The 13,889-nt window shown below is 29.8% G+C and carries 15 protein-coding genes; 6 read left to right on the top strand and 9 right to left on the bottom strand.

The features are described 5' to 3' along the window. From JFY71_RS06695 to JFY71_RS06675, 5 genes are all read right to left on the bottom strand, one after another. The gene (locus JFY71_RS06695) at positions 1-696 is read right to left on the bottom strand and encodes an ABC transporter ATP-binding protein (protein ID WP_243660051.1); all 696 of its coding nucleotides are present in this window, start codon (positions 694-696) and stop codon (positions 1-3) included. A gap of 65 nt (positions 697-761) precedes the next feature. Beyond that, entirely contained in the window at positions 762-2,786 is a 2,025-nt protein-coding gene (locus tag JFY71_RS06690) for an ABC transporter permease (protein ID WP_243660050.1), read from the bottom strand. Continuing rightward, entirely contained in the window at positions 2,779-3,546 is a 768-nt protein-coding gene (locus JFY71_RS06685; protein WP_243660049.1) for an ABC transporter ATP-binding protein, read from the bottom strand. Before JFY71_RS06685 ends, JFY71_RS06690 begins: the two co-directional genes overlap by 8 nt. 156 nt (positions 3,547-3,702) lie before the next feature. Beyond that, positions 3,703-4,683, bottom strand: a complete 981-nt coding sequence (locus tag JFY71_RS06680; protein ID WP_243660048.1) for a sensor histidine kinase — start codon at positions 4,681-4,683, stop codon at positions 3,703-3,705. Further along, the gene (locus JFY71_RS06675; protein WP_243660047.1) at positions 4,680-5,351 is read right to left on the bottom strand and encodes a response regulator transcription factor; all 672 of its coding nucleotides are present in this window, start codon (positions 5,349-5,351) and stop codon (positions 4,680-4,682) included. The genes JFY71_RS06680 and JFY71_RS06675 overlap by 4 nt, the downstream gene beginning before the upstream one ends. Positions 5,352-5,454: 103 nt before the next feature. Between JFY71_RS06675 and yajC the strand changes: the two genes are divergently transcribed. The 6 genes from yajC (at position 5,455) to JFY71_RS06645 (ending at position 10,005) form a co-directional block, all read left to right on the top strand. Beyond that, positions 5,455-5,733, top strand: coding sequence for a preprotein translocase subunit YajC (gene yajC, locus JFY71_RS06670; RefSeq protein WP_243660046.1), 279 nt, complete (start codon positions 5,455-5,457; stop codon positions 5,731-5,733). Positions 5,734-5,933: 200 nt separating this feature from the next. Then, positions 5,934-6,413, top strand: coding sequence for a PTS N-acetylgalactosamine transporter subunit IIB (agaV, locus tag JFY71_RS06665; RefSeq protein ID WP_243660045.1), 480 nt, complete (start codon positions 5,934-5,936; stop codon positions 6,411-6,413). Between the two features lie 30 nt (positions 6,414-6,443). After that, positions 6,444-7,244, top strand: coding sequence for a PTS mannose/fructose/sorbose/N-acetylgalactosamine transporter subunit IIC (locus JFY71_RS06660; protein ID WP_243660044.1), 801 nt, complete (start codon positions 6,444-6,446; stop codon positions 7,242-7,244). Then, positions 7,234-8,268, top strand: a complete 1,035-nt coding sequence (locus tag JFY71_RS06655; protein ID WP_243660043.1) for a PTS system mannose/fructose/sorbose family transporter subunit IID — start codon at positions 7,234-7,236, stop codon at positions 8,266-8,268. The genes JFY71_RS06660 and JFY71_RS06655 overlap by 11 nt, the downstream gene beginning before the upstream one ends. Positions 8,269-8,327: 59 nt before the next feature. Further along, positions 8,328-8,756 carry a PTS sugar transporter subunit IIA domain-containing protein gene (locus JFY71_RS06650; RefSeq protein ID WP_243660042.1) on the top strand — a complete coding sequence of 143 codons (429 nt, stop codon included), beginning with the start codon at positions 8,328-8,330 and terminating at the stop codon, positions 8,754-8,756. A 250-nt stretch (positions 8,757-9,006) separates the two neighbouring features. Beyond that, a complete protein-coding gene (locus tag JFY71_RS06645; RefSeq protein WP_243660041.1) occupies positions 9,007-10,005 on the top strand; it encodes a formamidase in 999 nt (332 codons plus the stop codon). Between the two features lie 84 nt (positions 10,006-10,089). Here JFY71_RS06645 and JFY71_RS06640 read toward each other — a convergent pair whose 3' ends face one another. The 4 genes from JFY71_RS06640 to nagA are packed head-to-tail and all read right to left on the bottom strand — an operon-like array spanning position 10,090 to position 13,888. After that, positions 10,090-10,815: a GntR family transcriptional regulator gene (locus JFY71_RS06640; protein ID WP_243660040.1), complete on the bottom strand. Its 726-nt coding sequence runs from the start codon at positions 10,813-10,815 to the stop codon at positions 10,090-10,092. Between the two features lie 3 nt (positions 10,816-10,818). Then, positions 10,819-11,799: a tagatose-bisphosphate aldolase gene (gene lacD / locus JFY71_RS06635; protein WP_243660039.1), complete on the bottom strand. Its 981-nt coding sequence runs from the start codon at positions 11,797-11,799 to the stop codon at positions 10,819-10,821. 8 nt (positions 11,800-11,807) lie between these two features. Continuing rightward, the gene (gene pfkB, locus JFY71_RS06630) at positions 11,808-12,740 is read right to left on the bottom strand and encodes a 1-phosphofructokinase (RefSeq protein ID WP_243660038.1); all 933 of its coding nucleotides are present in this window, start codon (positions 12,738-12,740) and stop codon (positions 11,808-11,810) included. Next, positions 12,737-13,888, bottom strand: coding sequence for an N-acetylglucosamine-6-phosphate deacetylase (nagA, locus tag JFY71_RS06625; protein ID WP_243660037.1), 1,152 nt, complete (start codon positions 13,886-13,888; stop codon positions 12,737-12,739). The genes pfkB and nagA overlap by 4 nt, the downstream gene beginning before the upstream one ends. Position 13,889: the final 1 nt, after the last annotated feature.

Raw genomic sequence — 13,889 nt, 5'->3', positions numbered from 1 at the left:
TCAATTTCCTCTATTGTTATTGTTTTTAACATCTACTTTAACTTTACCATCAACTATTTTTATAATTCTCTTTGAATAATTTGTTAGTTTTAAATTATGTGTAATCATTAAAATTGTTTGATTATAAAGTTCCGATGCCTTTAATAGTAGTTCTATAACTTCCTCTCCGGTTTTCGTGTCCAAGTTTCCTGTTGGTTCATCTGCTAAAATCAACATTGGTTTTGTAATTAATGCCCTACCAATAGCCACTCTTTGTTGTTGCCCTCCTGATAATTGACTAGGCAAGTGATGTCTACGATCCAATAGGCCTAAAATATTTAATATTTCATCTACTTCCTTCTCTTCTGGTTTTTTATAATCCAATAAAATTGGAAATATTATATTCTGCTCTACATTTAGCTCAGCTATTAGATTAAATGACTGAAAAATAAAACCTATATTCTGTCTTCTAAAAATAGTACGCTCCTCTTCATCTAAGGAATAAATATTTTTCCCTTTTATATAAACTTCTCCTGATGTAGGATTTAATAATCCTCCTATACAATTTAATAATGTAGATTTTCCTGAGCCTGATTCACCAATGACAGTTACAAATTCTCCTTTTTTAACATTTACAGATATATTATCAACAGCATTTATTTTTATCTCATTATTACCATAAACTTTACATAAGTTTTTAACTTCTAAAATATCCATATTTAAGCAGCTCCATTTTCTACATCAACTTCAATAATTATTTATGTTTTATCTATATAGTTTCTTTATTTATTATTCTTATTGAGTACACTATAATATGCTATTGACGAAAATTTATATACTATTATATAAAATACCATATACACTATTATCGTTATTATTTCTGCTTTTATGAAAACTTCCTTATTGGCTACTAAAATAACATTCATTAAATTATAAATTAGACTACTTGCTCCAATTAAATGAATTATAGAGATTATTAATGGTGTAAAGAAGATTGTTCTTGTTTGTTTTCCAATATTTCTTTTTATTTCCTTCTTGCTCATTCCAATTTTATTTAAAATTCCTATATTTTTAGCATCTTCTATTCCTTCTGAGATTTGCTTATAGTAAATTATCATAATCATAGCTACTATAAAGACTAGTGAAAGAAGTATGGTAACTAAATATATACCTGTATGCATTCCCTTAAAGTTCTCTTCACCCTTAATTTTATTGTCTAAATTAAATACTCTAAAGCCATCTTCATATACGCCATATTTTTCATATAAGTCCCTATCTATATCTGCCAAGGTTGAATTTATTTCTTCCTTGTCGCCGGAAATATCAAAGTATATTGTTGTAGTTCCCATAACCATTAATTTTTCATTTTCATTGTCTAAGTTTAAATCCCTTATTGTTTCTTCATAGATTTTTTCCTTATCCTTCACTATTAAAGTTGCTATTGAAAAAGTTGACATTTCTCTTTTCTTGAAATGATTATCAATTTCCTTAATATTTTCCTTTACCTTAAAATTAACATTATCAATTTTAAAGCTGTCTAAGTCATTTTCCTTGTTTTGATATAGTAGTATTTCATTATCCTTTAAATCTATTTTTTCTCCCGTTACCTTCTTATAATCCTCTAAGTCAAATACACTAAATAATTGTAAATTCCTTATATCACTAAAATCTCCATCACTTATTTTTTTGAAATTTCCGCTTTCTGTTTTTATTGTGGTAATATCGTATTGGGAAATATTATAATAATCTCTTATTTCTAAATTTTTATTTTCTGTATTTTTCTTAACTATTTCCCCAACGTTTTTCTCTTTTTCTTCGTCTATTTCATCGTATCTAATATCAACATCTGAAGGATAAAATGAGTTTATTACATCTTCTCCACCAATAAAAAGTGAAGTTGTTGTTACTAGCATTACTAAAACCATGGTGCTAATTATACAAATGTTAGCAAGACTTACTGCATTTTGTTTCATTCTAAACAACATTGATGAAATAAAGGTCATATTTTTAGATTTGTAGTAGACTTTTTTATTTCTCTTTAAGATTTTAAGTATTGCTATACTTACAGTTGTAAAAAGAAGATAGGTTCCAATTATTACTAAAATTACAGCTATGAAAAAAATAACCATAGCATCCATAATGTTTTTTGTACTTTGAGCCAATACATAGCCTGTTACCATACATATTATTCCAATAATTGTTAAAACTATATTAGCCTTAGGCTCCTTCTCACCTTTTTCCGATTCTTTTAACAGCTCTAAAGGTTTAAGTTTTCTTACTCTTATAATATTTCCAATAAGAACTACTAGAAAAATTACTAAATATACAAGTATGGTCTTTACTATACTTTCAAAATCAATATAAATATAGTCCCTTAATTCTAAAGACATAAATCTTGATACTAACAAAAATATAGCTGTACTAAAAATTAGACTTGCAAGTATTCCTATGAACAGGTTTATTATTGTTAAAGTTACATTTTCGTATATCATTATTTTAGATATACCTTTTTTATCTACCCCTAGCATATTTATAAGACCTAGCTCTCTGTCCCTATTTCTTACTAGGAATTTATTGGTATATATGAGAAATATTACAGAAAATATTCCAATTATATAGGTTCCAAACTCCAGTACCATTTCTATATATGCTCCACCACGTGATTGTAAAATATCTTGGTTGTTTTGGATTGCAAGAAAGATGTAAAACATAAAAATGGTTATTGAAGAGGTAATTATATAGGGAATATATAAGGTTTTATTATTCTTAATATTTTGGATTGCAAATTTCCTATAAATTCTATTCAATGCTCTCACCACCTGATAAAAGCATCATCTGTGTTTTTACTATTTTGTTATACATCTCCTCGTTGTTTAAGCTGCCCTTATAAATATCGTAGTAAATTACCCCATCTTTAATAAATAAAACCCTGCTGGCCCTACTTGCTGCCATTGCTGAATGAGTAACCATTAAAATCGTCTGGCCTGTTTTATTTATTTCTTCAAATAGGTTTAACAGTTCCATACTTGAATTAGAGTCCAATGCTCCAGTTGGTTCGTCTGCAAGAAGTAATTTCGGTTTTGTTATTATAGCCCTAGCTACTGCTACCCTTTGCTTTTGTCCTCCCGATATTTCATAGGGATATTTGTTTATTATATTTTCAATATTTAAAGCTTTTGCTATTGGTTTTAATTTTTCTTCCATGGTCTTTACTCTTTCATTTGCTAAAACCAATGGTAATAGAATATTATCCTTATTATTTAGAGAATTTAAAAGATTAAACTCCTGATAGACAAAACCAAGATTTTCCCTTCTAAATACTGCCATTTCACTTTCTGAACTTAGTGAAATATTTTTCCCATCTAATATAATCTTTCCTGATGTTGGATTGTCTATGGTGGCTATTAAATTTAATAAGGTCGATTTACCTGAACCCGACTCCCCCATTATTGCAATAAATTCTCCTTTTTCTACAGAGAAATTTATATCCTTCAAAGCTTCTACTGTTGTAGAACTAAGTTTTGTTTTATATATTTTTCTTAAATTATTAATTTCTAGTATTTTCATATTTTTCCTCTTTTCTTAACTTATTAACTATATTTTAAGTTATTTCCTATCTTCTTGCCTTAGTCCTAGCTTACAGAATTTACTTGAATCTTACATTTTGTCACTTTACTTTTACGACAAATAAAAAAACCTCAAATTCACTTTGAGATTTTTGTCTTAATTTTCAATTATTTCCCTTCTCTTTAAATTAATAATGAAATCTGTTCCCTTATTTACTTCTGAATGGATTTTGTAACTATATTTAAACTTGTCTAATATTTTATCAACTAAATATAGCCCTATTCCTGTTGAATTTTTATCTAACCTGCCATTTTCTCCTGTATAACCCCATTTAGTAATATTTTGCAAATCATTTTCAGGTATTCCTATACCTGTATCTTCAATATGGAGTATGTGGGGATTATTTTTTTCATTATAAATTTTAATTCCGCCCTTTTCAATATATTTTATTCCATTAAAAATTATCTGTTGAATAACGTAGGACAACCATTTTTCATCTGTTAAAATATCTATGTCATCAATATTAATATCTACAAACAATTTCTTTTTGAAAAAGAATAGTTTATATTTTTTTATTGAGTTGTTTATTATTTTTTTTAATGAAATATTTCTAAAGACATAGTCTTGACTTAAGTTTTCAAATTTCATATAGTTAATCATTTGGTCAATATATTCATTGACCCTTAACAATTCCATTTTTACTTCATTGTTTTCTTCTCTTTCAGAAATTAACGATATTGTCGAAATAGGAGTTTTAACTTGATGAACCCACATTGTTAAATATTCATTTTGTTCATTGTATAATTTGCTATTTCTTTCTTTTTCTTCCACTAGCTGTTTGTTTTTATTTAAATATAAATTATGGTAACTTCTTTCTAATTCATTATTTTCAAATTTAATATTCTCATAATCCTCTTCAAAGGTATTATCTTCTAAATATTTCAAGGTTTCTATAACCAAATTATATTTACTATACCTATAAATAACTATTGGAAGGGAAACTCCACAATAGAGTATAATCCCATAAATAGATATTCTTATGTCCAGTCTATATATAAAAAGTATTAATAAAAATACAAGGCTAAATATAATGCTACTTAAAAAATATGACTTATTTGCATCTATGAATTTTTTCATTGGATAATATAACCCATTCCTTTTTTAGTTTTTATTAAATCCTGTATTCCAATTAACTCCAATTTTTTTCTAAGTCTGTTAATATTTACTGTTAAAGTGTTGTCATCTATGAAACTATCTGTATTCCATAACTTGTCCATAATTCTATTTCTTGAAATAACTTTATTAATATTTTCCATTAAAATTTCTAAAATTAAAAATTCATTTTTTGTTAAAGACTCTACTTTTTCTTCATACTTTACAGTCATATTGTCCGTATCCAGTATTACTCCCTTATATTCCAATATAGAATTACTTAATTCAAATTCATAAGTACGTCTTAGTAAGGCCTTTATTTTTGCAATTAAAACCTGTATTTCAAAAGGTTTCGAAATGAAATCGTCCCCTCCATGATTTATTGCAGTTATTAAATTTAAACTATCTGATGCAGATGTTAAAAATATAATTGGCGTCTTTGAAAATTCTCTAATTCTTTCACACCAGATAAAACCATTTAAAAACGGTAACTTTATATCCATTAATACCAAATCCGGATTATAATCCTTAAACTCTTCAATAACCCTTTCAAAATCTTCCACTTTTCTAGCATCATAGCCCCAATTTTTTAATTGTTCTTCAAGTTCTGTGGCTATAGCTAATTCGTCTTCTATTATAAATATTTTTTTCATATTTTCACCTTTTTTTGTAAATAGTTTTTTAAATGCTATGATAATTATATACTATTATAGGGTATTATCTATTTGAAGTCATTTAAAAGGAGGGGAAGTTGATTTGATTTGGAATTATGTTTTAGGCTCATCTATTGCACTAATAATACTAATTATCTTAGTTATACTCATTTATTCTATTTTAAATTACAGATCTGTTAAAAAAAGAAGAAAGTACTTTGAAGATCTACATAAAAGTATTACAATTGGCTCCGAAGTAATTTTTTCCAATGGTATTTATGGAAAAGTAAGAAAAATACAAGATGATTATTTAGAAATAGAGGTTAAATCTGGTGCTGTTCTTAAAGTCAGTAGATACGCTGTTTCAGAAATAATTAAGTAAAATTTAGATACCAGTTAGCCAATGTAAAATTTTTAAAAAAATCTTTAAAATCTAAATCCCTAAAAACTCAACTTTTATATTCCAAAAAGAGTTTTTTTGGCATTTTTGAAAAAGAACCGCTATTTTTCAATGTTTTTAGGGTATAATAGATATAAGATAAGCAACAATATTATTATTAATTTATATTAGGAGGAACTATTATGCCAAATATTGTATTAACTAGAATTGATAACAGACTTATTCATGGTCAAGTAGCAACACAGTGGACAAACTCCATAGGAGCAAACCTTTTATTAGTTGCAAACGATAAAGTTGCCGGAGATAAAATGAGACAAAGTCTAATGGACATGGCAGCACCTACTGGTGTAGCAACAAGATATTTCACAATCCAAAAGACAATCGATATTATCGGTAAAGCAGCTGAAAGACAAAAAATATTTATTATAGCTGAAACACCACAAGATGTTTTAAAACTTGTTGAAGGTGGAGTTCCTATTAAAAAAGTAAATATAGGAAATATGCATATGGCTGAAGGAAAACGTCAAGTAGCTAAAGTTGTTGCTGTAGATGATGATGATGTTGAAACCTTCAAAAAATTACAAGATAAGGGAATAGAACTCGAAATAAGAAGAGTTCCTACTGAATCTTCCGAAGATGTGGACAAACTATTTAAAAAATAGTTAGTAATAAATTTTTAGAAGGAGGAAAGTATGATTCAAATTATATTGGTATTTATAGTTACTTTTATAGCAGCTATAGACCAATTCAGTTTCCTGGAATCGCTATATCAACCTATTGTAATGGGTCCAGTTATAGGTGCAATTTTAGGAGACATGAAAACAGGACTTGTTGTTGGTGGTTTCTATCAACTAATGACAATTGGTAATATGCCTATTGGTGGAGCTCAACCACCTAACGCCGTTATTGGTGGTATTATGGCTACAATATTAGCAATTTCAGTTGGATTAGAACCAAAAGCTGCAGTAGCAGCAGCTATACCTTTTGCAATCCTAGGTCAATCAGCAGTTACATTAATATTTACTTTAATGTCACCTATGATGACTAAGGCTGATGAGTATGCTCATAATGCAGATACAAAGGGTATTACAAAAATTAATTTTTTAGCAATGGCACTTTTAGGAACCGCTTTTGGAATTATTGGAATTTTATTCTTAATTGGTGGTAATGCATTAGCTGCACAAATTCAAGCTCTAAGTGATAATGTATGGTATAATGCAATTCAAAATGGTTTAACAGCTGCCGGTGGAATGATGAAATTCGTCGGATTTGCAGTATTACTTAAAGTAATGATGTCAAAAGATCTATGGGGATTTTTCCTTGGAGGCTTTGCTTTAGCTATTATAGTAGTTTCTATAGAGTCCTTAGCTAGCCCTGCACTGATCTTATTAGCATTAATTGGTTTCATGCTTGCGTTTTGGGATTATCAAACTCAAACAAAATTTAAGAATATTTCTGTAGATAGCTCAGGAGGTGACGAAGATGGCATATAATATTCCAAATACTTATAAGGATCAAACTCCTGCTGCTCCTTTAGATAAAAAGACGCTAAACAAAATGGCATGGAGATCACTATTTTTACAAGCTTCTTTTAACTATGAAAGAATGCAGGCCGGTGGATGGTTATGGGGAATACTTCCTGGTTTAGAGAAAATTCACACTAATAAAGATGACTTAGCAGCATCAATGTCCCATAACTTGGAATTCTTTAATACACATCCATTCTTAGTTACTTTAGTTATGGGTATTGTACTATCATTAGAACAAAACAAGGCTGATATTCCTACTATTCGTGCCGTTAGAGTTGCAGCAATGGGACCTTTAGGTGGTATAGGAGATGCTTTATTCTGGCTAACTCTTGTTCCTATAACTGCAGGAATTACTTCTAATATGGCTACAAAAGGAAGTATGGCCGGACCAATACTCTTCTTGTTGATTTTTAATATTGCCCAATTTGCAATAAGGTATTTCTTAATGCATTGGTCTTACAAAATGGGTACAAATGCTATTGATATTTTAACCCAAAATGCTAAGGAATTTACAAGAGCTGCTTCAATACTAGGAGTTTTCATAGTAGGTTCATTAATAGCTGTGTATGGTGGTGCAAATCTTAATATTAAAGTACCTAATGGTACAACAAACGCCGCTATTCCTATAACAACAATTGTTGAAAATGCAGAAATACCTCAATATGAGGATTATCTATATGCAAAAGATGAAGATGGTAATATTACTGAAGATTTAGCAGAAGGTGCTGCTATAGTAGAATTGGATAATGAAAGATCTGAAATCACTTTTAACCGTTATGAAGAACAACCTGTTGAAGTTGATATTCAAGGTGTTTTAGATACAGTTTTACCACAACTATTACCATTACTTATAACTTTAGGAATTTACTTATTAATGGTTAAAAAACAATTTACACCTATTAAATCTATAATACTATTATTAGTATTAGGTTTAGCTGGAACTATAATTCCAACAGCTATTGGCTTTCCAATAATCTGGCAAGTATAAGGGAGTAAAAGTAAAATAAAAAGGGAGCCTCTGGCTCCTTTTATTTTTAAGGAGGTATTATGAACGGAGTAATTCTTACAGCTCACGGAAATTTCTCGTCCGGTTTATACAGTGGATTGAAATTAATAGCTGGTGAAATGGAAAATGTAAAGGTTGTTGATTTTTTAGAAAATGATGGAACTGAAGGTTTAGATAAGAAGTTAACAGAAGCTTTAGAAAGCTTAAAAGAATACGATAATATAATTATATTAACCGATTTAGCTGGCGGAACTCCTTTTAATAGGTCAGTATTATTAACAAATGAAAATAGTAACATTAAAGTGTTAGCAGGTACAAATTTCCAAATGCTCTACACTGCAGCTTTTGAACCAATTGATGACCTAGAAGAGTTTTCCAATGCAATAATAAATACCGGTAAAGAAGGTATTACAGTTTTCAAATTACCTGTTGTAGAAGATAATAATAATGATGATTTTGAAGGAATCTAATTTGAATTTCTTATAATTAAAATCCTAAACCAACATATATGTATATTCTCTAAAAATTAGGAGATAGGTACATAAAATGTTGGTTTTTTTGTATCTTCTATTACTTGGTAAAATTGGTAAAATCACGCCCTCTCCCATAATCTTATTCTTAAGATTTAATTGACTTTTAAAGGCTTCAACTATACAATGTAGGTGATAGGAAGCATAATTAAATTATGTAGGAATACGTTTTTCTTTAGGAGGGAAAAATATGGGTAGTTCTGGTAGTAGCAATAAACCAAAGTTAGGTTTTTTAGCTGGAGCAATACAATTGCAAGTTCCTATTATCAATTCAAGAGAAGATATTGATAGACAATTAAAGGTAATTACAGACACGGTAAAATCAATGAAGTCGGGTTATCCAGGTTTAGAATTAATAATATTCCCAGAATATAGTCTTCAAGGATTAAATACAAAAAAATGGACTACTGAAGAATTTATTTGTGATATTCCTGGTAAGGAGTCTGATGCTATGGCAGATGCTTGTAAGGAAGCTGGAGTGTATGGTGTATTTTCAATTATGGAAAGAAATCCCGATCCAAATAAAAACCCTTATAATACAGCCATAATAATAGACCCTAATGGTGAGATAATACTTAAATATAGAAAAGTCTTTCCTTGGAATCCAATAGAACCTTGGGCTCCTGGAAATGAAGGTATACCAGTATGTGATGGTCCTGGTGGCAGTAAACTGGCAGTTTGCATTTGTCATGATGGAATGTTTCCTGAATTAGCAAGAGAAGCAGCCTATAAAGGATGTAATGTCTATATTAGAATATCCGGCTATAGTACAATAGTTAACGAACAATGGAAGTTGACTAATGCTGCTAATGCTTGGCATAATTTAATGTATAGTATTTCCGTTAACCTAGCTGGATACGATAATACTTTCTATTATTTTGGAGAAGGACAAGTATGTAACTATGATGGCACTACTTTAGTTCAAGGAGATAGAAATCCTAACGAAATCATAACAGCTGAAATTTTCCCTGTTCTTGCTGACAACGCAAGAAAATCTTGGGGATTGGAAAACAATATATATAATTTAGGGGCTAGAGGATATGTAGCAGAGCCCGGTGGAGAAAAAACTACTCATTTTACTTATATTAACGATTTGGCAAATGGTACTTATAAGCTTCCTTGGGATGATGAAATAGAAATAAAAGATGGTACTATCTATGGATATCCTAAAGAAGGCGGAAGATTTTAAAATAAAATTTTTTTAATAATAAAATGGTTCTTTATCAACTAGGTTGATAAAGAACCATTTTTGTATAAATTAAATATTTGTTTTTTAACTATTATAAGAAACCTTGTAAGCAAATTGGTCTCCTCTTGCAAAACTTATAGTGTACTCAATTATTTTTCCCTTATTATCATAACTAAGTCTTCTAATTCTTAAACAAGGTACACCTTGACTTACTTTTAAATAAAAAGCCTCTTCTTTTCCAACTATACTTGCTGAAAAATCTTCCTCAACATGATGTATTTTTCTATTATACATTTTTTCAAAAATATCGTATAGTGGTAATTCATTTAAAGTATCTTTTGTAATTTTAGAAAAATCATTATAGGGAATAAATGTAGTTTCCAACATCATTGGAGTTCCATCAGCTTCTCTAATCCTTATAAATCTTATAACCTTATCTCCTTCTTTAATTTTTAATTTATCGGAAACAAACTTATTAGATCTTTCAATGTGGAACTCTAAAACAGTTGTCTTTGGTTTTTTCCCTATGCTTTTCATCTGTTCTGTAAAGCTATAATAATCAGACAAATTATGTTTTTTACTATCTCTTGTAGCAACAAAGGTGCCTTTCCCGTGAATTCTCTCTATATATCCGTTTAATTCAAGTTCCGATATTGCCTGTCTTACTGTTGTCCTACTTAAACCATATAATCTACACAACTGTCTTTCAGATGGAAGCCTATCCCCCGGTTTCATAAGCTCCATTTCAGATACCAATATGTCAACTAATAATGAATAAAGCGGTATTTTATTCTTCTTTTCTAGTTTCATATCTTAAGCTAATTTATCGGTCCAAGGGGTAGCTGTTTCCTCTATAACTTTATTTAAGTCTTCTATATTTTTCTTACCTTCTGTTTTTAACCATTCATATCCTTTTTCTTCTGATTCCATAAAGGCATCTACACCTTTAGCCCAGGTAGCCCTACCACATAAAACTCCATTGAAAGTTGAGCCGGCTTCCTTGGCAAATCTTAATGTTTCTTGGAACATCTCTGTTGAAACACCTGCACTTAAAAATATAAATGGTAAATCTGATGCTTGACTTTGTTCTTTAAAATATTGTAAAGCTTCTTCTCTTGTATATATATAATCTTCTCCGTAACCTTCAACATAATCCATATTTACAGGTACTTCCATTTTTAATACATCTACATTGTATCTATCTTCAGAAAATAATCTCATTGCATCATTTACCTTATGAGGTTTTATTTTTGCATATTCTTTTGACTTAGAATCTTCAATTTTTGCATCATATGATATTATTTCTAGGAAAAATGGAATATCTTCTCCAACACATTCAGAGCCTACTCTTTCAATAAAGGCATGTTTTTGTTCGTTGATTTCATCGCCTTCATCTATATCGTAATAAAGAAGTATTTTTACCGCATCTGCTCCCGCTTCCTTTAGTCTTTTTACTGACCAAATTGGAAGTAAATCAGGTAATCTCCCTACTGCATTAGCATCATAACCGGTTTTTTCATAAGCTATTAAAAGCCCGGAATTTTTATCTCTTTCTTTTGATGCTGGTAAACCATATTCCGGATCTAATAAAATAGAAGATGAATATTTTGTTAATTCTCTAGACACTGCTATTTTAAAATCAACTATAGTTTGTTCAGTAGTTTTTTCCGGATCAATTTTTCCCATCATTTTTCTTATAGCTCCCCTTTGGTCAATTGCCAAAGCTGCTATAATATTATTTGAATTTGATAATCTAATTAATGCTTCTTTTTTATTTGGTGTTAATTTTTTCATATTATCTCCTATAATTTTATAACTTTTACTTGATTTTTAATATTTTCTACTTCATTAACATTAATAAAACCGGTTTTTTCTTCCATTGTATTTAAAATCCCACAAGTCATAGCATATTTAATTAGTTCTTCTATACTAAGGTTATTTTCAAGACCATAAGCTATTCCTGCAACTGTTGAATCTCCTGAACCTACAGGGTTTACAACTTTTATTTTTGGAATTTCCGCATTATAAAACTCATTTTTATATTTTACTAATGCTCCTTCCCCTCCCATTGTTACAACAACTAGCTCAATTTCATCAAATATATTGGAATTTAAATACTCTATTAACTCCTTCTTTGTATTGATTTCCTTACCTTCAATTTGCTTTATTTCAGTTTCATTTGGTTTTATACAATAAGGTTTAATTTCACTGTTTAATACTATGTTTTTTAAACTATTGCCAGATGTGTCCAAAATCACTTTAATATTATTACGACCAGCTATTTTTAAAAGTTCTTCATAGTAATCACTTGCTATACCTGGAGGAACTGAACCTGAAATTGTTACAACAGAGGCTTTTTTAATTATTTTCTCAAATAGGCTCAAAAACTCCTCTTGTTCTTCCTTGGATATTTCTTCTCCGGATTCTAAAATTTCAGTCTGCTTGCCTTCATGTAATACAGCGATGCAATTTCTTGTATTACCTTTAACTTTTAAAAAACTTGTATCAATACTTAAATCCTTTAATCCATCTTCTAAAAATTCTCCGGTTCTTCCACCTATAAATCCTGTAGCCAACACATTTGCATTTAATTGTTTTAACACCCTAGTAACATTTAGGCCCTTTCCACCAGGTGTTTTACTAACTTTATCAGTTCTGTTTACATCATCAATTAAAAATTCTTCAAGTCTGTATGAAATATCAATTGAAGGATTTAAAGTTACCGTAACTATCATTTAGCAGATTTCAACTCCCCATTTATATATGTTGCAATTATTTCCATGTTATCATCTAAAATATTTATATCTGCATCTCTACCCTTATCGATTATTCCTGCTCTATCGTCTATGCCAACTGATTTTGCCGGAATTTGACTAGCCATTTGTATAGCTTCAAATGGTGTAGCAATTCCCCACTTAACAACATTTTTGACACCATCTTCAAGTCTTAATACGGATCCTGCTAAAGAACCATTATCAAGTCTTGCTGTGCCATCTTTAACGTGAACATCAAAATCTCCAAGTTTATATTCACCTTCCGGCATTCCGCCTGCCATCATACAATCTGTTATTAAAACTACTTCATCTTTTCCCCTAGCTTTCATAACCACATTTGCTGCTGCTGGATGTACATGATGACCATCACATATTAATTCAGCAAAAACATCATTTAATGATAGGGCTGCTCCTACCATTCCAGGTTTTCTATGGTGTAGTGGGCTCATGCCGTTATAAACATGGACAAAAATACTAGCTCCTGCCATAACTGCATTATATGCTTCCTCATAAGTTGCATCACTATGACCTAAAGCAACGAATACACCTAGTTCTTTTGCCTTCTTTGTAAATTCTTCAGTACCTTCTAATTCCGGTGCAATAGCAATTTTTCTAACTAAGCCGTTTGAAAGATCGTACCATTTTTTTAATTTTTCATAATTTGGCGCAGACATATAGTCCGGATTTTGGGCTCCTTTATATTTTTCAGTAAAAAATGGACCTTCTAGAAAAATTCCTCCTACTTTAGCACCTTCACATTCATTATAGTATTTTCCAACTACTTCACATGCCTTATTTAATTCTTCCGTTGTTGCTGTTAATGTTGTTGCTAAAAAAGTTGTAACTCCGTTATTTACTATACCCTTTGATATTTCTAAAAGACTTTCTTTTTTTCCATCCATAATGTCATAACCACCCCAGCCATGAATATGAGTATCGACATATCCTGGTGCTGCTATAAATTCTGAATAGTCCATAAATCTTTTACCTGTAGGAACTTCTTCTACAAATCCTTTTATTTTTCCATTTTCAATTTCAATTATTTTATCTTTTTCAATTTTATCTTTTAAATAAACTTCTTTTACCTTCAAATATAAATTTTCTGCCATA

This window comes from Miniphocaeibacter halophilus, assembly GCF_016458825.1.
Taxonomy (GTDB): Bacteria; Bacillota; Clostridia; order Tissierellales; family Peptoniphilaceae; genus Miniphocaeibacter; species Miniphocaeibacter halophilus.
The sequence above is the reverse complement of the archived record's forward strand: the minus strand, read 5'-3'. Positions and strand labels throughout refer to the sequence as shown.

What these genes read in the sequence shown, in the direction of transcription:
- JFY71_RS06695 (WP_243660051.1), bottom strand. Translation starts at nt 696, where the DNA reads ATGGATATTTTAGAAGTTAAAAACTTATGTAAAGTTTATGGTAATAAT.
- JFY71_RS06685 (WP_243660049.1), bottom strand. Translation starts at nt 3,546, where the DNA reads ATGAAAATACTAGAAATTAATAATTTAAGAAAAATATATAAAACAAAA.
- JFY71_RS06680 (WP_243660048.1), bottom strand. Translation starts at nt 4,683, where the DNA reads ATGAAAAAATTCATAGATGCAAATAAGTCATATTTTTTAAGTAGCATT.
- JFY71_RS06675 (WP_243660047.1), bottom strand. Translation starts at nt 5,351, where the DNA reads ATGAAAAAAATATTTATAATAGAAGACGAATTAGCTATAGCCACAGAA.
- agaV (WP_243660045.1), top strand. Translation starts at nt 5,934, where the DNA reads ATGCCAAATATTGTATTAACTAGAATTGATAACAGACTTATTCATGGT.
- JFY71_RS06660 (WP_243660044.1), top strand. Translation starts at nt 6,444, where the DNA reads ATGATTCAAATTATATTGGTATTTATAGTTACTTTTATAGCAGCTATA.
- JFY71_RS06655 (WP_243660043.1), top strand. Translation starts at nt 7,234, where the DNA reads ATGGCATATAATATTCCAAATACTTATAAGGATCAAACTCCTGCTGCT.
- JFY71_RS06650 (WP_243660042.1), top strand. Translation starts at nt 8,328, where the DNA reads ATGAACGGAGTAATTCTTACAGCTCACGGAAATTTCTCGTCCGGTTTA.
- JFY71_RS06645 (WP_243660041.1), top strand. Translation starts at nt 9,007, where the DNA reads ATGGGTAGTTCTGGTAGTAGCAATAAACCAAAGTTAGGTTTTTTAGCT.
- JFY71_RS06640 (WP_243660040.1), bottom strand. Translation starts at nt 10,815, where the DNA reads ATGAAACTAGAAAAGAAGAATAAAATACCGCTTTATTCATTATTAGTT.
- lacD (WP_243660039.1), bottom strand. Translation starts at nt 11,799, where the DNA reads ATGAAAAAATTAACACCAAATAAAAAAGAAGCATTAATTAGATTATCA.
- pfkB (WP_243660038.1), bottom strand. Translation starts at nt 12,740, where the DNA reads ATGATAGTTACGGTAACTTTAAATCCTTCAATTGATATTTCATACAGA.
- nagA (WP_243660037.1), bottom strand. Translation starts at nt 13,888, where the DNA reads ATGGCAGAAAATTTATATTTGAAGGTAAAAGAAGTTTATTTAAAAGAT.